The 20,589-nt window shown below is 36.1% G+C and carries 20 protein-coding genes; 11 read left to right on the top strand and 9 right to left on the bottom strand.

The genetic code is table 11. The features are described from left to right. Window positions 1-8 precede the first annotated feature (8 nt). On the top strand, window positions 9-1,394 hold the full coding sequence (locus tag WAZ07_RS19990; RefSeq protein ID WP_336473835.1) for an ABC transporter substrate-binding protein: 1,386 nt from the start codon (window positions 9-11) through the stop codon (window positions 1,392-1,394). A 299-nt stretch (window positions 1,395-1,693) separates the two neighbouring features. Here WAZ07_RS19990 and WAZ07_RS19985 read toward each other — a convergent pair whose 3' ends face one another. From WAZ07_RS19985 to WAZ07_RS19970, 4 genes are all read right to left on the bottom strand, one after another. Beyond that, window positions 1,694-2,842 (bottom strand): LCP family protein, encoded by a 1,149-nt coding sequence (locus tag WAZ07_RS19985; RefSeq protein ID WP_336473834.1) that lies wholly within the window; start codon window positions 2,840-2,842, stop codon window positions 1,694-1,696. 193 nt (window positions 2,843-3,035) lie between these two features. Next, window positions 3,036-4,220 (bottom strand): ABC transporter permease, encoded by a 1,185-nt coding sequence (locus tag WAZ07_RS19980; protein WP_336473833.1) that lies wholly within the window; start codon window positions 4,218-4,220, stop codon window positions 3,036-3,038. Between the two features lie 2 nt (window positions 4,221-4,222). Continuing rightward, on the bottom strand, window positions 4,223-4,897 hold the full coding sequence (locus WAZ07_RS19975; protein ID WP_336473832.1) for an ABC transporter ATP-binding protein: 675 nt from the start codon (window positions 4,895-4,897) through the stop codon (window positions 4,223-4,225). Then, entirely contained in the window at window positions 4,894-5,994 is a 1,101-nt protein-coding gene (locus WAZ07_RS19970) for an efflux RND transporter periplasmic adaptor subunit (protein ID WP_336473831.1), read from the bottom strand. Before WAZ07_RS19970 ends, WAZ07_RS19975 begins: the two co-directional genes overlap by 4 nt. 404 nt (window positions 5,995-6,398) lie before the next feature. Between WAZ07_RS19970 and WAZ07_RS19965 the strand changes: the two genes are divergently transcribed. After that, entirely contained in the window at window positions 6,399-7,301 is a 903-nt protein-coding gene (locus WAZ07_RS19965; protein ID WP_336473830.1) for an ABC transporter permease subunit, read from the top strand. Between the two features lies 1 nt (window position 7,302). Continuing rightward, window positions 7,303-8,301, top strand: a complete 999-nt coding sequence (locus tag WAZ07_RS19960) for an ABC transporter permease (protein ID WP_336473829.1) — start codon at window positions 7,303-7,305, stop codon at window positions 8,299-8,301. A 219-nt stretch (window positions 8,302-8,520) separates the two neighbouring features. Here the strand turns inward: WAZ07_RS19960 and brnQ2 are convergent, their stop codons facing one another. Beyond that, a complete protein-coding gene (gene brnQ2 / locus WAZ07_RS19955; RefSeq protein WP_336473828.1) occupies window positions 8,521-9,840 on the bottom strand; it encodes a branched-chain amino acid transport system II carrier protein BrnQ2 in 1,320 nt (439 codons plus the stop codon). A 440-nt stretch (window positions 9,841-10,280) separates the two neighbouring features. Here brnQ2 and WAZ07_RS19950 point away from each other — a divergent pair, with 440 nt between their 5' ends. Then, the gene (locus WAZ07_RS19950) at window positions 10,281-10,838 is read left to right on the top strand and encodes an RNA polymerase sigma factor (RefSeq protein ID WP_336473827.1); all 558 of its coding nucleotides are present in this window, start codon (window positions 10,281-10,283) and stop codon (window positions 10,836-10,838) included. After that, window positions 10,804-12,237 (top strand): anti-sigma factor, encoded by a 1,434-nt coding sequence (locus WAZ07_RS19945; RefSeq protein WP_336473826.1) that lies wholly within the window; start codon window positions 10,804-10,806, stop codon window positions 12,235-12,237. The genes WAZ07_RS19950 and WAZ07_RS19945 overlap by 35 nt, the downstream gene beginning before the upstream one ends. A gap of 441 nt (window positions 12,238-12,678) precedes the next feature. On the opposite strand, the gene cotJC is transcribed toward WAZ07_RS19945, so the two are convergent. The 3 genes from cotJC to WAZ07_RS19930 are packed head-to-tail and all read right to left on the bottom strand — an operon-like array spanning window position 12,679 to window position 13,748. After that, on the bottom strand, window positions 12,679-13,248 hold the full coding sequence (gene cotJC, locus WAZ07_RS19940) for a spore coat protein CotJC (RefSeq protein WP_090918527.1): 570 nt from the start codon (window positions 13,246-13,248) through the stop codon (window positions 12,679-12,681). A 13-nt stretch (window positions 13,249-13,261) separates the two neighbouring features. Continuing rightward, the gene (locus WAZ07_RS19935; protein WP_090918545.1) at window positions 13,262-13,525 is read right to left on the bottom strand and encodes a spore coat protein CotJB; all 264 of its coding nucleotides are present in this window, start codon (window positions 13,523-13,525) and stop codon (window positions 13,262-13,264) included. Window positions 13,526-13,532: 7 nt separating this feature from the next. Continuing rightward, window positions 13,533-13,748, bottom strand: a complete 216-nt coding sequence (locus tag WAZ07_RS19930) for a spore coat associated protein CotJA (RefSeq protein WP_090918526.1) — start codon at window positions 13,746-13,748, stop codon at window positions 13,533-13,535. A gap of 111 nt (window positions 13,749-13,859) precedes the next feature. Here WAZ07_RS19930 and WAZ07_RS19925 point away from each other — a divergent pair, with 111 nt between their 5' ends. Both WAZ07_RS19925 and WAZ07_RS19920 read left to right on the top strand, forming a co-directional pair. Next, complete coding sequence (locus WAZ07_RS19925) at window positions 13,860-14,243, top strand: VOC family protein (protein WP_336473825.1); 384 nt, start codon at window positions 13,860-13,862, stop codon at window positions 14,241-14,243. A 56-nt stretch (window positions 14,244-14,299) separates the two neighbouring features. Beyond that, window positions 14,300-15,079, top strand: coding sequence for a DUF2935 domain-containing protein (locus WAZ07_RS19920; protein ID WP_336473859.1), 780 nt, complete (start codon window positions 14,300-14,302; stop codon window positions 15,077-15,079). Between the two features lie 287 nt (window positions 15,080-15,366). Here WAZ07_RS19920 and ku read toward each other — a convergent pair whose 3' ends face one another. Next, window positions 15,367-16,176 carry a non-homologous end joining protein Ku gene (gene ku / locus WAZ07_RS19915; protein ID WP_336473824.1) on the bottom strand — a complete coding sequence of 270 codons (810 nt, stop codon included), beginning with the start codon at window positions 16,174-16,176 and terminating at the stop codon, window positions 15,367-15,369. Between the two features lie 373 nt (window positions 16,177-16,549). Here ku and WAZ07_RS19910 point away from each other — a divergent pair, with 373 nt between their 5' ends. From WAZ07_RS19910 to WAZ07_RS19895, 4 genes are all read left to right on the top strand, one after another. Next, entirely contained in the window at window positions 16,550-16,828 is a 279-nt protein-coding gene (locus tag WAZ07_RS19910) for a YkvA family protein (protein ID WP_090918519.1), read from the top strand. Window positions 16,829-16,839: 11 nt separating this feature from the next. Continuing rightward, window positions 16,840-17,445, top strand: a complete 606-nt coding sequence (locus WAZ07_RS19905; protein WP_336473823.1) for a DedA family protein — start codon at window positions 16,840-16,842, stop codon at window positions 17,443-17,445. 137 nt (window positions 17,446-17,582) lie between these two features. Next, window positions 17,583-20,054 (top strand): LamG-like jellyroll fold domain-containing protein, encoded by a 2,472-nt coding sequence (locus tag WAZ07_RS19900; protein ID WP_336473858.1) that lies wholly within the window; start codon window positions 17,583-17,585, stop codon window positions 20,052-20,054. A 312-nt stretch (window positions 20,055-20,366) separates the two neighbouring features. Next, window positions 20,367-20,567, top strand: a complete 201-nt coding sequence (locus WAZ07_RS19895) for a hypothetical protein (RefSeq protein WP_090918513.1) — start codon at window positions 20,367-20,369, stop codon at window positions 20,565-20,567. Window positions 20,568-20,589: the final 22 nt, after the last annotated feature.

The raw sequence follows: 20,589 nt of genomic DNA, 5'->3' as shown, positions 1-20,589 counted from the left end.
ATAAAAACATGAAGTTAGTAAAAAAAGGCTCTTTATTACTTACAGCAGTGGCAATGGCAATGTCAGTAGCAGCATGTTCAAGTTCGCAAACTTCAGTTAAAAATTCTTCACAAGAAAAAGCTGAAACAGCACCTGTTGAAAAAAATGGAAATAAAGTTGTTATACGTTTTTGGCACGCAATGAGCGGAGATCTACAAAAGAAATTAGATGCACTTGCAGCAGAATATAATCAGTCCCAAGATAAGTATGAAATTAAACCTGAATTTGAAGGCACATACGAGGAATTATTAACAAAATTTCGTAGTACAGCTACATCTAAAGAGGTGCCAGCGGTAGTACAATCCAGTGAAATTACAACTAAATATATGATTGATAGTAAAAAAATTACGCCTGTACAAGAGTGGATTGACAAAGATAAGTATGATACATCGAAATTAGAAAAAGCTATTACAAACTATTATTCAGTAAATGGCAAAATGTATTCTATGCCATTTAACTCATCTACACCTGTATTAATCTATAACAAGGATGCATTTAAGAAAGCAGGTTTAGATCCTGAAAAAGCACCTAGCACATATTCAGAACTAGAAGAAGCTGCGAAGAAATTGACAATAAAAGAAGGGAATACAACTAAGCAATACGGCTTCTCTATGTTAAACTATGGCTGGTTCTTTGAAGAATTATTGGCAACGCAAGGCGGCTTGTATGTAGACAATGAGAATGGCCGTAAAGGTTCGGCTGAAAAAGCATTATTTAATAGTAAAGAAGGACAAAAAGTGTTCACAATGCTTAATAACTTAAATAAAAGTGGGGAACTTGGAAAATACGGTAATGATTGGGATGGTATGCGGGCAGCATTTCAATCTGGACAAGTGGCGATGTATTTAGATTCTTCTGCTGGTGTTCGTAATATCATTGATACATCCAAATTTGATGTAGGTGTTGCATATATTCCTCATCCAGATGGCGTAGATTCAAAAGGTGTTGTAATTGGCGGGGCATCATTATGGATGACAAATATGGTTGGAAAAGAGACACAACAAGGCGCATGGGATTTCATGAAGTATTTAACTAAGCCAGATGTACAAGCGAAATGGCATACACAAACAGGGTATTTCGCTATTACACCAGCTGCGTATAATGAACCATTAGTAAAAGAACAATATGAGAAATATCCACAGTTGAAAGTAACAGTTAATCAACTTCAGTCTACAAAAGCATTACCAGCGACACAAGGAGCATTAATTAGTGTATTTCCTGAATCACGTGATGCGGTTGTAAAATCACTAGAAGCAATGTATGGTGGAACAGATAGTAAACAAGCATTAGATGATGCAGCGAAAGCAACAGACCGTGCTATTGAAATTGCAAACAGAACAAATGGTAAAAAATAATAGATGTTGTAAAGGGAAAAATTCATAAAATACACAGAGACTACCTTGAAAGCTGAGGTAGTCTTCTTATTTTCAAACGATTAAATGTTTGACTAGAGGGAACATATGTATAAAATAGCGAAATTTTACCCTGCTATTTGTGGGCAGTAAGACCCCCGCCTCAAGATTCAGAGAGAAGTAAAGAAGATAGGTGAGGGCTTTCCGTCAGTGGGGATGAAGAAAACCCCCACTGACGGAAGTTTCACTTTATGCATTTATAAAAAGATAAGCCCTATTTTCATAGGACTTATCTTTTTGCATTAATTGTCATTTGTTTCGTTAGTAGTTATCTTCTTTGGCGCTTGTTGTTTAAGCTCTTGGTTTTGTTTTTTATCTGCATCAGTATCTTTATCTTGCATTACAGGTTTTGTATCAGCAGGGAGCCCAAGATGTTCGCGGAGCTGCTTTGAGATGTCAGCTATGTTTTTTTGATCAGGCATGTAATAATACGTGTGTTTCGGAGCGGAAGTAGGTTTACAAACTTTATCCTCTGCCATATAGCAGTCTTCCCCGGCTAGTTGAAGTTTTCCAATTGAAGAATTTATACCATATTTGTAGAATGATAACATATCGTCAAATGAGAAGTTTGTTTTAAATTCCCCATTAATATCATCAATAATTTTTCCTACTTTTGTGATGGATCCAGCACTTGCTAGTTTTTTAACAATCGCTTCAATGACAAGTTGTTGACGTTGGCCGCGCATCGCATCGCTATCAATTTTACGCGTTCTTGCTAGCGCAAGAGCTTGTTCTCCATTTAGATGTTGATACCCCTTATTGAGATGAATCGCATCAGCTGTATCGTTACTATCTTGTTCTGTAAATGTAACAGGTACATCTAAGTCAATTCCATCTAAATCGTTGACAACTTTTATGAAAGATTTAAAATTAAACCTCACAAAATAATCGACCGGAACGTTGAAGAGTTTTTCTACTGATTCGATCGTAGATTGAGGCCCACTGTCTTTTCCATTTTTTGCAACCCCGAGTGAATATGAGTTTGTAATTTTATCTTTTTTCTTCTCTACTGGAATGTATGTGTATGTATCACGCGGAATACTTACTAGTTTTACTGTTTTATTATCTTTATTAAACGTTGCAAGTAACAGTGCGTCTGGATGAAATGCACCAGAATACTCTTTTTCACGCCCTTGATTTTCATCAATTCCCATAATTAACACAGATACGTTATTGGAAACGGGTTTAACCGCTTGTTCGCGTAATTCAGACTTTTCACCACGTTCTAAATTTTGAGAGGCATTTTGAACAGCGGAAGAAGCTTTATTTACTAAAAACCAAGCGTAACCTCCACCGCAAATTAAAAACAAGACAATAATGAACATTGTAATTTTTAGCTTTTTATAGCTTTTTTTATGCTTATTTTCACGTAAATCCGTTTTTTCATCCATTTTATATGCTCCTTCATCAATAATGGGGGCTAATTTAGCCCCTGCATCAATTAATTATAATTCTTTGTTATTAAAAAGAATATTACAAGTTATTTACATTTTTAAAATTTTCTTTCTTTTTTAATAGTAAGTTAGGTTTTGTTTTTCATATATCTGTAGAAAAAAAGGTTGCCATATTTAGCAACCTTTTTTATTATTCATATCGCAAGCATTCAATCGGATCTAGCTTCGCCGCTTTATTTGCTGGAAGTAAGCCGAATGCAATACCGATTAACATGGATAGTCCGACCGAGATTAAGCCTAATTTCACTGAGACAACGAATGGCCATTCAGCAAATATCGATACGACCCATGCAAAAAAGATACCGAGCATAAACCCGATCAAACCGCCTAATGCTGTTAAAATACAAGATTCAATAAGAAATTGTGTTAATACTTTTCCGCGCGTTGCACCGAGTGCTTTACGGACTCCGATTTCACGTGTACGCTCTGTGACGGATACAAGCATGATGTTCATAACACCGATACCACCAACTAATAATGAAATGGCTGCAATACCACCGAATACACTTTTTAAGATACCTGTGAAGTTATCAATTTCTTTTAGCACTTCTTGTGGATCTGGTACTTTGAATTTTCCTGTTTGCTCTGGTTTTTTAGCATCGTTTAATGATTTTACAACTGCATCTTGTACAGCTTGCTTATCTTGACCAGGAGCGATTTTTACTGTGATGCCATCATACTTATTTTTTCCAAATAAAACAGGCCAGTTTTCAGCAGAGATGATACCTTCTTTTAATTCGGTGATACCCCCCATCCCTCCTTTCTTAGAGTATACGCCGACTACCTTATAAGGAGTACCCTTTATATCTACATATAAATTTGATTCCCAGGAAGAGAATAATTTATTAAAGGCACCTTTGCTTAATACAATCGTATGTCCAGGTTTATCTAAATCAGCACTTGTTAAAAATCTGCCGTGTTCAAGTCGAAATTTAGAAGAATCATCAAAGTAATCACCTTTAGCACCAGTTACATCAATATCTAAGTCTTTTTTTCCTGCATATACTTTCGCTTTGCTTCCAACATCAGGATAAACATCTTGAACACCAGGAATTTTTAAGACATTGTCATACATACTCGCTGAAATTTTACCGTCCATATCTGCAATATCTTCTGTGCTATAGTTTACTGTAAACTGATCTGTCTTTTCTTTCCCGATTTGTTCACGGAATTTAGCATTTGTTCCATCACCAATAGAGATAATGGTAATAATCGCACTTACTCCAATAATAATTCCAAGCATTGTTAAAATAGAACGCATTTTATGAGCGAAGATGGAGGAAAGGGCCATACGTATATTTTCATTCATGTTCAAGTTTAACCTCTCCAATCTTGGACGATCTTTCCGTCACGAATTACAATTTGGCGTGATGCCGCTTCCCCAATTTCCCGGTCATGGGTGATCATAATAATGGTAGAGCCTTGTTTATTTAATTCGTAAAAGAGATTCATAATTTGTGTACTTGTTTTTGTATCAAGTGCACCAGTCGGCTCATCAGCTAAAATGAATTTCGGGTTATTCACAATTGCACGGGCGACAGCGACACGTTGTTTTTGTCCGCCTGATAATTCATTTGGTAAGTGAGTTGCTCGGTCAGCTAGCCCTACTTTTGTTAATGCAGCTAACGCACGTTCACGTCGCTCTTTTTTATCTACGCCAGCATAGATAAGTGGTAGTTCGACATTTTGCATCGCATTTAGGCGAGGGAGCAGCATAAAGTTTTGGAATATAAATCCAATTTCTTTATTACGAATGTGCGCCAGTTCTGTTTCGGACATGTTTGAAATATTTTGCCCAGCTAACGTGTATGTGCCTAGTGTAGGTCGATCTAAGCAACCAATGATATTCATTAATGTTGATTTCCCGGAACCAGATGGTCCCATAATGGAAGTAAATTCACCTTGATTTAGTTTCACATCAATTCCATGTAGAACTTGAACAACTTCTTCTCCGTTTTGAAAAGACTTCGTGATGCCTTTTAGTTCAATCATTTAATGACAACCTCCATACCATCTTTTAAATCTTTTTCTGGTTTTGAGATTACTTGCTCACCTGTTTTTAAACCAGAAATTTTTGCTTCGCTGTCTGTTTCAAACTCAATGGTAATGGCTTGTTCTTTTGCTTTTCCATCTTTTACAACGAATACGACATTTTTATCACCTTTTTTCACGATACTGCTTTTTGGAACAACCATACCGTTTGCTTCACCTGATTTTGCTGTTACATAAACATGGAAGCCAGGTTGCAAGTCATCATTATTATCCAATGTAATAATGAAAGGGTAATTAGAAACTGTTTTGTTTTCATCCAGATTTTTCAATGGTGTTGTTCCAATTTCTGTTACTTTTCCTGTCCATGTTTTTCCTGGCACTGTTTTAGATGTAACAGAAACCTCTTGGCCAACTTTCATTTGAGAGAGTTCATATTCAGATAATTGTCCTTTTACTTTTAATGGGCCAGCAGTGCGAATCGTAATACCGCTCATAGCAGCTTTTTCGTCTGTACCTTTGTTAATATCTTCGATTGTGCCATCTACAGGACTTGTTACTGATAGTGCATTTTCTTTTTCTTTATTATTTTCAATCATTTGATTTGCTTTTTCGACTTCAAACTTTTTTGTTTCAAGCTGCGCTTCTTGTCCTTGAACTTCTTGCTCAGCAGCTTTTAACATTTCACTCGTAGCACCAGATTGTTTTGCTGTTTGTAGCTTTTGTTTTGCTGCATCCAGTTGTTTTTGCAGGAGTGCAACTTCTTTCTCGGCTAGTTTCTTTTGCATTTCCGCTTCGTTTTTTTCTAGTTTAATAGATGAATTGTTATATTTAAATAATAACTGCCCTTTTTTTACTTGATCCCCTTTTTTAACGGCAATCTCATAGTTACCTTTCGTTGGATCAAATGCAATTGTTTCGATACCGTTCGGGATGACTTCACCGCCAAATTTTTGCGCATTTTCAATTTTCTTTTCTGTTACCTTATAACCGCTATACGCCATAGCCGTGTCAGATCCGCCAGCTAACGCAAAGTAAGAACCAGCACCAATTCCGATTGTTGCTAAACCGACAATTAATAATTTTGTTTTCTTTTTCATTGTATTTTCACCTTTTCGTGTCGTTTTTGTCTCTGTAACTCTTAGTATAAGGGGGAGACTAAATCTGACAAAGTGTTTTATCTTACAATAGTATTACATTTTTGTAAGGTTTAAATTAGGAGATGTAGGATTAAGCGTGAAATAAAAAAAGCCAAGGCCTCTTTTTTTAGGTGGGCGAGAGAAACCGGCCATGCATAGAAGCGGTCAGAGCCTTCTTCTGCCACGTGCAAGATTTAAAACAAAGAGAGATAACAAGAGCGGGGCATGTTTCGTTCTGCATAGCAGCGACTTATAGCGAGGGTTCTTCATAGAAAAACAAAATAAATTAATAATTAACAGAAAATATTTACAATTTAGAAAACATTTTATAAAATGGGAGGAAAAGGATTGGGGTCGGAAAAAATATGGCAAAGAGGGTGTTTATACATAGTTCGGAAGTCATTGTGCAATTTTTCTTATCGGTGATCGGAATTATTTGTGTAGGAGCATTACCTGGTTTGTTTCAAGGCCTAAAAGTAGATTTTCATAAATATATAGAAACGATTAAGATGGTATGCAATAGTCTACTACATTTATCATCGATGACGTATATGCCAGTTAGTAATAGTGCAAGACCAACACCAAAACCACTATTTCCACAACTATTTATCCACTATAAAGAAACGATGATTATTTTTTTAGTAGCTTTTTTTATTTCACTTTTGATTGCCTTTTTAATTGTCTATATCGTTGTACGAAGTAATGCTAGAGTTCAGAAGAAAATTAAATCATTTTTACTCTTTCTTGAATCTATTCCAGATATTCTTCTTATTATCGGCTCACAGCTTTTCGTCATTTGGATTTTTAAACAAACAGGTATTTTAGCTGTAAGTATTTCAGGGGTAGGAGAGCAATCCGTTCGAGGATTACCAATTATTTGTTTAAGTGTACCGACAACGATTATGTTTGTGAAACTAGTATTATTGCGTTTTGAAACAGAACTTGAAAAAGATTATGTTCTATTTGCAAAGGCAAAAGGGCTGGATAAGCTTTATATTTTAAATCATCATGTTTTACGTAATGTGTTATTAAGTACGCTTTTTTTTACAAAAACGAACATTTGGTTTATGTTATCTAATTTGTACATTATTGAATGGATGTTTAATACATACGGTATGTTTGTATTTGTAAGAGTAGCTGCCGAGGAGCATTTTGCAACAGGTATTCCTCTTTTTACAGTTAGTTTGCTGCTACTTTATATACCTATTTTTATTATTTTTAAGCTGTTTCATTATCTTGTACCAAATGCAATGAAAGAGAGGTTATAAGATGTGGCAACATTTGAAACGTGATAGGCGCTTTTGGGTTAGTTGTTCATTTATTATCATATTCCTTTTGTTAAGTATTGGAAATTCAATTTTTAACGATGGACATATTCGAAGGGTGTCCATTCAGTATAATGAAGATGGAACACCAGAAGTACCTCCCTTTCCACCTTCGTTTCAATTTTTGCTTGGAACAGATCAAAAGGGATTTGATTTATTAAATTTAGTAATTGAAGGAGCAAAATGGACAATTGGAATCTCCATACTCATTTCATTGTTACGTATTGTATTTGGTATTTGTTTCGGTGCTTTTCTCGGTATGTACGTCAAGAGAGGGTTTACAAAATTAGAAGCTTTTTTTGATAGTTTTACAATTATTCCGATGATTATGATTGCAGCTTTTTTATTCCGACATGCGATTCAGTTTGATAGCGGTGAAGAAATGTCAACCTTTTTTGAACGAGCTTCATTTGAAATTATTTTATTAACGGCGCTCGCAGTTCCTACCCTTTCTTTATACATTGCAAATGAAATTCGTAAGGTATTAACAGAAGAATTTATTGATGCTGCTAAAATTTTAGGAGGAAGTAAACGGCATCTTCTTATAAAACACGTGTTTCCACATTTGTACCCAACCTTTGTCATTGTATTTATGCAGCAGTTTGTACAGACTCTTATTATTTTCTTGCATCTCGGTTTATTAGGTTTATTCTTTGGGGGAACGGTAGTGTTTTTTGAGGGAGAGATCAATTCTTTTACTCATGAATGGTCAGGTCTAATTGGGGTATACTTTCGTTCTTTATCAGTGCACCCATGGATTCCTCTTGTACCTATTACCTGTTTTGGATTCACCATTTTTTCAGGGAATATGATTGTGAAATGTATCCAGGATGCGGTGGCGAAAGCAAAGCTAGGAGAGAGAACAGAGCAGGAAGAAGGAGAAACGACGCAATCTATAACACAAACGAAGGAAGAATTGTTTGTATTTAAGCATACGATGTGAAGAACGTAGAGGTTTTTTATATAAATGTAAGTTCAAAAGCCTCTTTTTTTAGGTGGGCGAGAGGAACTGGCGATGCATAGAAGCGGTTAGGGCCTATTTCTGCCACGTGCGATGGTTCCAAAACAAAAATAGAAAGCGAGTGCGGGGCATGTTTTGTTCTGCGCAGCAGTGACTTATATGTTAAAGGTAAAATAAAAAGACTAGGGCTCCCTAGTCTTTTTATTTTGCAGAAACTTCACCTTCAGCTTGTGATTGCGGAATAAAGTAACCGACAATACCGCCGATAATTGCTGGAACGATCCAGCCAATTCCTAGTTTGTAAAATGGAATTGCACTTGCAAGGGATGTAATGGCAGATGGCATCATGCCGATGTTATCAAGTGCATGAATGCAGCTTATAATAAAGGCCGCAATCATTGCGCCGATATACACACTAGGTTTTCTTTTCGTATATTTATCAATAAACGATACGAAAATTAAGATAATTGTAATCGGATAAAGGATGATTAATACCGGTAGTGTCAGTTTAATTAATATGCTTAATCCTAAGTTAGAAATGATAAAGCTAAAAATACAAACCCACAATACAAGTTTTTTATATGAGACATTTGTTAATACGTTTGAAAAGTAGTTTGCAAATGCACTAACAACACCAATTGCTGTCGTTAAACAAGCGAAAATAATGGCTAGGCTTAATAGTATGTTGCCGCTTGTCCCAAATAATTGGTACATAATTGTCGCTAATAGTTGGCCACCGTTTTCGAATTGTCCAAGGTGCCCGTTTGATGCGCCAATATAACCTAATGCAAAATAAATGACTGTTAAAAATAAAGCTGCAATACTTCCGCATATAATCGTATATTTTGTAATTGCCTTTTTATCATTTACTCCATTTTGACGAATCGCATTTACAACAATGTTAGATAATACAAGTGCTCCAATCGCATCTAATGTTAAAAAGCCTTCTAAGAAACCTTTGAAAAATGGAATTTCTTTGTAGTCACCAACAGGAGTAGCGAACGAGCTTGTTGGTGAAAGAATTGCTTTTGTTGCCATAACCACAATAATAATGAGTAAAATAGGTGTTAAAATTTTTCCGATGTGATCCACTAGTTTGGAAGGATTTAACGATAGGAAGTAGGTAATCGTAAAGAAAATTCCTGTAAAGAGCAACATAGAATACCAGTGATCTTGAAAAAGCGGTGCAATTCCGATTTCGTATGAAACAGATCCTGTACGCGGGATAACGAAAAGCGGTCCAATCGAAAGGTAAATAATGATGGCAAAAATCGTTGCGAATTTTGGATGAACACGGCTTGCAAGGGTTTTGAAGCTACCTCCTGCTAATGCAACTGCAACAATTGCTAATAGTGATAAACCGACATCGGTAATTACAAATCCTGCGATAGACACCCACATATTCTCTCCAGATGAAAGGCCAAGCAGGGGCGGAAAAATCATATTACCAGCACCAAAGAAAATCGCAAATAGCAATAAGCTAATCGAGAGAATTTGGGATGGTTTTAAAGTTGTACGCATTCTATAGAAGTCCTCCTAGATATTTTTGTCGAAAATTCAAATAATTTGTCGAATTGATGTTTTTATTTTAATGGTCTGATGATTAGAAAGCAACAGGTAATTTTTAAGAGATGTAACTACTTAGTTACTTTATGAAAAAAAGGCAGAAAAGCATTTTTTAAAATGGGCGAGAGGGACTGGCGATGCATAGGAGCGGTCAGGGCCTTTTCCTGCCACATGCAAGGTTTGAAAACAAAAATAGACAAATAAGTGCAGGCCCCTGCCCTGTTTGTATGACAGCATTCTATATGCCAAAAAACGAATTTATAAGTAATAAATAGAAATTTGTGATAATGAGATTTTTATTATTTTATGTAGGATACAACTAGATTTCTAATAACTGGAGGAAGTGTCACAAAGTATAGCGCTCATTCGTTATATAGTGTGAGAGGAGGGATTACATGAAAGTTACAAATAAGGATTATGAAAAGATGGAAGAGCTATACGAGCTGTATGAACAAAAAATTTATCATGTGGCCTATTCTATTTTAAATAATGTTCAGCAGGCTGAAGATGCAGTTCAAGAGACGTTTATGACTCTTTATCAGAATTTGGAAAAGCTACGGGGCTTGAACACTCAAGAGCTTAAACGCTACATTTTGAGAATTGCGAAAAACAAAGCGATTGATAACTACCGGAAAAATAAACGACAGGAAATGTTCTTGGAAGAATATCAAAGAGAATTACCGGAAGTAGCAGATGAAAATATTGAAAAGTGGGAACAGCGTTTCATGTCTGAAGTTCAAATTGATACATTGCTAGAAGCGTTAAATGAGTCTAACAGACAGGTTTTTAAGTACAAAGTCTTCTATAACTTAACTTATCAGGAAATTTCAAATCTAATGGGGATAACTGAGGTCAATGTCCGCAAGCAATTTGAACGCGCTCGAAAACGAGTACAAAATATGATAGGAGGTATGCAAAATGACGAATTCCAAGAACTCCAAAGAAATGTATGACCTTGCTGAAAAAATCGCTTTAGATGATTTTGATAGGCTGGATGAACAACATAAATTTTCAGATACATACACGCACAAAAAGAAATTGTTTATGGAGGAAATTAAGATGAAAGGTGGGCAATCACAGGCCAAGCGTAAAAAGAATCGTATTTTAATCGCTGCTGCCTGCTTATTAATCGGCATACCAACAACCGCTTTTGGCGCAGTAAAAGTCTATGATATGATTGTCCAAAAACATAATTATGAAGTAAATGTTTCAGTGACAAATAAGGACCCGAAAAAGATTGATAATTGGTATAAGTTGAAAGTCGGCTATTTACCAGAAAATATGGCAGTAGACGATCACAATGCTATGAAATATTCATTTAAAGATAACTACGCAAAGGGTGGATTTTCATTCATTCTTTGGAGAGTGGGGAAAAATTCGAATTTTCAAACTCTGTACTCAAAAAGCTACGAAGAAAAAGAGATAAATGGCAGGAAAGCAGTGATTGTCCATAGAGACACCGGAAACAACAATTTACCGTTTGACAGAGAGGTCTTTCTCTTTTTTGAGGAAGAGGGGATTATGTTAGAAAGTTTTATTGGAGCCGATGTAAATGAAGAACAAATGATGAAGGTCTTAGGGAACATTTCACTTGAGCCCACATTAAAAGAAAAGGCATCAGATATAGCAGATTATGATAAAGATCATTTTAGCAAAGCAAGTGAACCAACAAAACCTAGCGTTATTCCTTTGGAAAAAGACAGCAAACAACTATTTAGCGTAGGTCAAATGGTTCCAGTAACCCTAGATAACATCAAAAGTAACAGCAAACTTGAATATGTTGTAGAAAAAGTTGAAGTCTTTGATTCAATTAAAGATTTTAAACAAGAGAACTTTAATAATTTGGGACTAGAAGTTCTAAGCAAGAATAAGGCTTTAGATCAGACGAATAAATTGATACCGTACAAACGGGATGTATATAAAGTTGGAGATGGTAAAGATTCAATTGACAAATTAGTAGAGTCGAAATTAGTTACTCCTAAATTTGTCTACCTGACAACAACAGTGAAAAATATTGGTAAACAGGCGACACAAGAAATCTACATGCATCCATCCATACAAGTGCTTAAACCTGAAAATAATGCATGGAACTATGCTAAAGAAGATGGAATTGACGAAAAAAGTACTATGACGAGCGAAGTTGATTATTTAGAACCTCACGGAAACGGAAAAAGCTTTTACAATATTGGCAGTATCCCACCAGGACAAACGATGAAGGTTAACTTAGGTTATTTTGTAGATGAGGATAAACTGGATTCACTCTTCCTTGATGCTTTCCATTACAGTGGGTTTAGTGGCACTGAAAATATGAATGCGAAAGATCGTTGGTGGATTGATATTCGTCAAAAGTAAAAACGATAGGAACAAATAGATAAAAAAGCTGCTTATATTTAGCAGCTTTTTTTTAGTGCAAAGAAACTTTTAAAATTATCCAATTTGTTTCCGAAAATAACAAATTACAGAAATGAAATGATACTGTATGAAAATTGCGAGAGGTAGAGAATTGCTTATACCGTAACAGCGACAGGCTCTTATACAAATTTCTGAAGATGAGTAGGTGCTAGGAACCTACTACACTTTTTCAAAACGAGATTTAGAAATTATAAGTAAGCGAAGGAGGGAAGAATTTCTAAAAGTAATAGAACGACTCGAATATATACGAGGAATGGAATCATTTGCTCACTTTGTTTGAACATCGCCTGTGGCAGAAAAGGGCTCTGACCGCTTCTATGCATGGCTAGATGCTCTCACCCAGCTAAAAAAAGTGGTTTTTATGTTGATTTCTCATATATTTTAAAAATAAATTTGTCGATCTCGTTCTTCTTTTAATATTTCGACCGCTTCTCGAAAGCGCTGGGAGTGAACAATTTCGCGTTCTCGTAGAAAACGCAATCCATCGTTTAAATCGGGATCGTCGGACATATTAATGAGCCATTGGTATGTGGCTCTTGCTTTTTCTTCTGCGGCGATGTCTTCATATAAATCTGCAATTGGGTCTCCTTTTGCTTGTATGTAGGTTGCTGTAAAAGGGACACCTGCAGCATTGTGATAGAAAATAGCACTATCATGATCAGCGTAGTGAGCATCAAGACCAGCCGCTACCATTTGGTCAGGCGTGGCATCTTTTGTTAATTTATATACCATTGTTGCAATCATCTCAAGATGTGCAAACTCTTCCGTTCCGATGTCTGTTAATAAACCAATAACTGTGTCGGGAATGGTGTAGCGCTGATTTAAGTAGCGCAGTGCAGCGGCTAATTCGCCGTCGGCACCACCGTATTGTTCAATTAAAAATTTTGCGAGTTTTGGGTTGCAAGTACTTACCTTTACAGGATATTGTAATTTTTTTTCATATATCCACATATTTTCCCCACCTTTACATTTGCCATGGCCAAGGTCCTTTATTCCATTCCCAAGGAGCTTTTGAATAACTATTTCCAAACTGTTGAAGCGGTCCGTATTTTTCTTCAATTTGCTGTTTTAATAGTCTGCGTTTATAGGAAAAATCATTAAATTGTTTAATGGATGCAACGTCATCGGGATGGGTATCTAAATAGAGGGTGAGTTCTACGAGTACAAAATCAAGTTCCTGCATTTCTTCCATCCATTTATAAAATTCATTAGGAAGTGGTTGCGTCATAATAGCCTCACCGTCCTTTTTTGTAAGGATTTTCATAATAGTCATATAAAGCAGGCCACAGTGTCCCTTTCTTTAGTGCTTCACTTGGAGAGAATTGCGGTAAGTTTGGCGGCTGAAATCCCATATATAAATGCGGCGGGGTAAAGTAGTATTTTTTCCCGATGGGTGGACAGGGGTCTTGCGGACTGTGATACGGTGTGTATGACTTCACAGATTTATCCAACTTATACACCTCCTTTGGAAAACATCGCTATTATGTATTGTATTCAAACATAATTATCGTTTATGACTCATATACAAAAACTAATAGATGGGAAAGGGGAAGGAGGATAAGATGATACATTCTGTTGTGTTAGAGGTCAGTGATTTAAAGAAAACATTATATTTTTATGAAGGTATATTAGGTTTTCGGCCAAGTATAGAAAGGCCGCAATTAGATGTACCTGGGGTGTGGTATGATGCAGGGGAAATGCGGATTTGCTGTGTTCTAAATAGGGACAAAGAAGCTGCTCAGTGTGAACAATTTCTTCCGGAAATCGAAGTGAATATACAGCTGCATGAAGTGGAAAATTTATTGAAAAAGTTAGATTACTACCAAGTTATGTACACAGAACTGGAAGATTATATAGAGAAGAAAAGAGTATTATCTGTTTATGATCCCGATCAGCATATGATTCAGTTGCAATCACAATATGAGAGTGGGGATTCCTTATCATAGGCAAAAGGTGCATGAATATATATAATAAGAAACGTCCATTGTGAGGGGGAAATATGATGGATCGAGCTTATGAAGAAAATGCATTATTCGAGCATCGGTTTTGGTTAAGGATTTTGGAAGATCATGCTCATTTTATAACGGATGCTTTAGCTCCTAAAGAAAAAGAGGAAATCGAGCGAGCAATGTATTTTATACAAAAGTTTGATGAATTGAAAAAGAAAATTGGAACTACTAACTTAATTGCACTTGCAAAAGAGGCAAATGAAGCGGCAAATGAAATAAGAAAGTTTAAATTGCATATTTTACATAAACAATTAGAAGGGAAAATTTCTATTCATTTAACACCGACATTTCTTAATCACATGGTTAATGAAGTCGAAGAATACATAACGATACTGAAATATTTAATGGAAGGAAAAGTGCCTCCTCTTTTTCACGAATTACACCATCATCTTCTTTGGTTAATAGATGCAGCCGGTCATGCAGAAGCCATGTCTACCGGATTAGATTCTGTTGAAAAACGTTTAAAAGAAAAAAGTGAAGAATATGAAAAGCATTTTGAACAATTATATTTAAAAGCTGTTGAAATGGCTGGTTATTTACGGACAGAATTAGTATCTTTCCCTGCTTTAAAGAAGTTCACAAAAGATGTTTCGCTGGAAATTACTTTATTTTCGCGTTTTCTTCAGGAACTAGAAGAGTTAGAGTTATCGGGACAAATGCTAAGCTCGCTTTCGGGGAGAATGCCAGATCATATGGCAAGGGAAGAGTGCTATTATTTATTAAAACTGGCGCAGTCTTCAGGAATTGAGATTCCAAATTGCAAACCCTTTTAGGGAAATGAAAGGCCAATTTATCCCGCTATTCGTAGGCAGTAAGACCCCTACCTCAAAATTTAGAGAGAAGCGTTGTCCAGCTCTAGCGGCTAGAATCTCCGGTCGTTTCGCCCCTTCGACGAGGCAAAAAGCGCCTCTTTGTCAGGGACGTGGGCGTCCTGCGCTTCTGAGCGAGCCGCTTCCGCTTTTCTAAAGAAGATAGGTGGGGGACAACTGTCCGTAAAAGCCCGATTGGGCAGGCTTTCCATCAGTGGGGGATGAAGCTCCCCACTGATGGAAGTTTCACTTTATTTGGCCTTTCGTTTTTGTAGTTTCGTTTTTTGTTTGGTTTGTTCAATACTGGCGTTTAATGTTTCCATAATGTCTACAATGTTTTTGGAAGGGAAAATTGTTTCTGTTTTTTCATCATGTTCTATTTTTTCTTCAATGAGATTAAGGAGAGCTTCTCGATATTCGTCTGTATATTCTTCTGGTGTAAACGGAGTGGTAAGATGATGAATCAGGTTCATTGCTGCAACAAGTTCTTGTTTTTGGATGGGGATTTCTTCGTGTTTTGGTAGATTTGGAATGTTTTCAACTTCTCGGATTTCATCGGAATAGTGAATGGTTTGTAGCAGTAGACCTTGACCAAAATTGCGGACAATTGCTAAATGCTGCTTTTTACGAAGAGATATATGTACAAGACCTAACTTATTCGTTCGATCAAGAGCCTCTTTTAATAATAAATATGCTTTTTCTGACCCAGTAGTAGGACCAACAAAGTAGGAACGATCGAAAAAAATAGGATCTATTTCGTCACTTTGAATAAAGGAAAGAAAGTGTATTGCTCGTAATTCGTGGGTTCGTTTTAAATTCTCTAATTCTTTCTCATCTAAAATAATGTATTTATGAGGTTCGTATTCGTAAGCTTTCACAATATCCGTTTCCTCTACTTCTTCATCTAAACAATTGGGAGCAATTTTTTTATATTTAATAGGAGTAAGACAATCTTTATGAAGATGTAATAACTTAATATCTTTTTCTTCTACTGCACTATACAATTTAATCCCAATTTTGAGTAATCCAAATGAGAGAGAGCCTTTCCAAATTGTATACAAAAGAATATCCTCCTTTACACAAAATCATTTATAAAGAAAATGAATATGCTTAGTATGTTAGTAATGAGGGATTCCTATACAGAGACTTCTTGTTATGAGCTGTTAGGGCTATTAGCTAATGCATGAAACGTTGACTTTTTATATGAAATCTTTTAACATAGCGGTATAAAACATGTATATAAAGGGGAGTAGCTCTTGCAGCAAAGTCGTCATTACAGGGAGAAACCCTCGGCTTTGTTGGCAACAATCGTGTTGTTAGTGAGACCTTTACCAATCATGGTAAGGGCCCCTTATTGTCTTTTTAGGACCTTTACCATTTCGGTAAAGGTCCTTTTTGTATGCAGGAATAGGAGAACGAGAGAGGAGAAGGAATATGAGAAAATTGTGGAAAAGAGTACGTCTAATCTTTCAAGTACGTAAATTCATTCCGTTTTTAGGTGAATTCTTTATATCGAAGGATGTTGAATTGAAGAAGAAAATGCTTTCTATCTTATTCTTATGTGGATATGTCATGTTTCCATTTGACATCATTCCAGATTTTTTATTGTTTTTTGGTGTGCTAGATGATGTAGCGGTAATTTTGTTTATTTTGCAGCGCATTGTGAAGATGGCTCCTGTTCATTTACAGGATAAGTATGGACTAATAGAGTAGGAGAAAGATAGATGGAACAACTGATTTTAGATTTTATTAATTACTTAAAACAATTTTCCTATTTTGGTGTTGTGTTAGCTTTAACGTTTGAGTTTGTCCCAGCTGAAGTTGTATTGCCGCTCGTGGGCTATTGGGTATATGAAGGTGATATGAATTTTTGGATTGCCGTTTTAGCGGGTACAATTGGAGGAACGACAGGACCGTTAACATTGTATGCTTTAGGATATTACGGGGGCCGTCCTCTATTAATAAAATATGGAAAGTATTTCTTTATTAAAGAAGAACAAATTCAAAAAGCAGATCATTTCTTTGCGAAATATGGTCCAGTGGTGGCATTTACAGGGCGATTTGTTCCAGGTGTACGTACGCTTATTTCGATTCCGTGCGGTATGGCGAAAATGAATATTTGGCAGTTTATCATCTACACATTTGTTGCGATGTTCCCATTAACGGCACTTTATATTTATGTCGGAATGAAACTAGGTCCGCATTGGCACAAGGCTGGTGCTATGGTGGAGCAGTATATGCTGCCGGTGTTAGGAATGATAGCTGTTTTCTTAATTGGGGTCGTTATGTACAAGCTTATTAAGAAAAAAAATAGAAGAGAATATCGATAAGAAAACCGCCGTATTTTGGCGGTTTTTACTTTGTTTTACAAATTTTTAACAATTTTTACCTTCATTTTATACTAGTTTAATAACGTTTCGCTAAAATATTCTTGTATTTTACAATATACGCGAGGAGGATTTTTGTGATTAAAAGGACGTTGTGTAAAGTGAAAGGTCTTATTGGTTTTTTAACAGTTTTCTTTTTAGTATTTACATCTTTTTCTTGGACTAGTTTTGCGGAAACAAAAGAAGAAAAAACAGAGAAAGGATCGTCTGAGAAGAAGCTTGTTTTTCCGGTGTTAAGTGATGTACATATTAAAAATAGTGGGACGGATGATACGTTTCGTTTTCAAAGAGCGCTGCAGCAATTAAACGCAGTAGCTCCAAACCAAGATGCCTTTGTAGTTGTTGGTGATTTTACAGACAGCGGTTCGACGCAACAGTATGATCGTTTCTTCCAAACTTATAAGCAATATGGAAATCAAAATGCAACTGCTATGTATGCTTTAGGTAATCATGATTATTGGAATGGATTAATTGCGCATGATGCACAGAAACGTTTTCTTAAAAAAACAGGAATGGAATCTATCTATTATCACAAAGTTGTAAAAGGCTATCATTTTCTTGTGATGAGTCCGGAAAATGGAGTGACACATGGATATTATTCAGATACACAAATTAATTGGTTAAAACAGGAATTAGTAAAAGCGAAGCAAGCTGATCCAAGTAAACCAATCTTTGTCTTTTTACATCAGCATATTAAAGGAACAGTGTACGGGAGTCATGAATGGGGGACAAATGATAGTGCCAAAATTAATGAAGTCTTAAAAGAATATCCACAAGCTGTAACGTTTTCTGGTCATTCTCATTATCCACTTGATGATCCAAGGTCAATTCATCAAAAAGATTTTACGTCTGTTGGGACATCATCAGTTAGTTATATGGAAATAGAAAAGGGAAAAGTACAAGGAAATATTCCGCCGGGAGCTGAAACATTAAGCCAAGGCTTATTGGTAGAAGTTGACGATCAAAAAGTGACGATTCATCGCCGTGATTTTCATAATAACTCTTGGACAGGTGAGCCGTGGGTAGTTGAACTTCCAGCAAAGAAAGAATCTTTCAAGTATACAGAAGATCGCGATAAGGAAAAGCCGGCATTTTTACAGGATGTAAAGCTGAAACTTTCGAATATAACAGAGACATCTGTGACAGCGACATTTCCACAAGCTGTAGATAATTTACTCGTTCACTCATACCGTTTGCAAGCAAAAGAGAAAGCAACAGGAAAGGTGAAAAACCAGCTTTTAGTCTTTTCCGAATTTTACCGGGATCCGGTGCCTAAAGAGTTGACATTTACATTAGGTGGACTAGATATTAATACGGAATATAACATAGAAGTAACACCATTAGATTCATTTGGAAATGAAAGTAGTGCTCCTTTGCGCGAAGAATTTGAAACGAATACAGAAGTAATCGATCCGAATGCGAAAGTACCGAAAGCAGATGTATTCGATGTGAACTTTTTAGATGGTACTTTTAAAGACTATTCATTGTTTGGTGCAAATGGAAGTGTAAAAGGAAATGTAGCAATTGAGTATGAGAAACCTTTAAAGAAACACGTAATAAAATTAAGTGGGCAGGATAATACATATGGATATATTCCATTTTCAAATGAGCAAAAAGAAAAGGTAAAGGATTCCTTTACACTTGAAGCAGCGTTTTCTATGAATCAAATTCGTAATCAAGCAATTATGGAAAATACCGAAAGCGGTGGAATTGGATTTGAGTCAACAGGTTCTGGTTATGTAGAATTATGGGCACATATTGGTGGCAGTTATAAACATATTGGTGTACAGCTAGAAGCTAATAAAACATACCATCTAACAGGAACATATAATGGAAGTGAACTTGCAGTATATGTAGATGGGAAAAAAGTAAATAGTCAGCGAGTAACAGGGAAAGTGTATCATCCAAACGTACCATTTGCGATTGGAGCAGATCCAACAAGCGCTGGTAATGGTAATGTTCCGTTAAATGGAAAAGTTGCACTTGCAAGACTATATAGTAAGGCGTTAACGCCTTCTGAAGTGAAAGCAGCTTATAATGAGTTTCATAATCGGATAAAAATAGAAGAGATCCAAAACTTATATGAAGAAATGAATAAGGTAAAAGAAACATTGGCAGGTACTTACGAATTTGGAGAGAAACCTGGTCAATATTCACAACAAGCGTTTGTTGAATTACAACAAGCATATAATGGTGCAAAAGAAACATTTGAAAGAATGACGGTAACAAAAGAAGAAATCGTTACAATGTATCAATCATTACAAACGGCACATCAAACCTTTTTACATTCTAAAGTGGCAGAAGAAAAGCCACAAATGGCGAAAGAAAAGCTTCAAGTAAAGATTAATGGAGCAAAAGATTTCTTAACAAAGATACAAGTAGGAACAGAGGTAGGGCAATACAAGCATGAACCAGTGAAAGCATTAGAGCAAAAAATACAAGTAGCCGAAGCGGTTGTACGTGATCAAAAAATGACGGATCAACGTGCAGATAGTATGCAACGTGCATTAGAGGATGCCATAGGGCTTGCTGAGAAAAGTATAAACAAATAGGGCGGGGAAGAGGCTTGTCATGGACAAGTCTCTTTTGTGTGAGGATCATTCGGGACTTGAGGAAGTAGAATATATATAAATCCAAATTAAAAACCTGACATAGACACCTTTTCTTTTTAGATGGTCGAGAGCGTCTGTCCGTGCGTAGAAGCGGTCAGGGCCTTTTTCTTCCACGTGCGAAGTTCAAACAAAGAGAGAACGAAAGTAGCAGGTTATTTTTGTTCAGCATGGCGGCGACTTGTATGTTGGAAAGTCAAGTTGGATTTATATATGTTAAAATAGAATAGAGATTGTGTATAAGGAGCGGATGATGTGTCGAATCGAAAGATAAAACAAATTCTTGAGTATATATGGGTTGGTATCGTGCTCCTAGTCGGATATAAATTTTTGGGAGATAAAAGCCTGTGGATGCTTTTTTTAATAACCTTTGTATTAGGAGGACTAGGAGCATTGTTTATTAACTTTTTCTTTGATAGTATGGAATCTTGGAAAAAGAAGAAAGAACAGAAGTGAAGACGTAAGCAAGCTCACTAAG

The sequence above is a fragment of the Bacillus bruguierae genome, from assembly GCF_037104725.1.
GTDB classification, from domain to species: domain Bacteria; phylum Bacillota; class Bacilli; order Bacillales; family Bacillaceae_G; genus Bacillus_A; species Bacillus_A bruguierae.
Note: the sequence above shows the minus strand (reverse complement) of the source record. Positions and strands in the feature narration are given on the sequence as shown.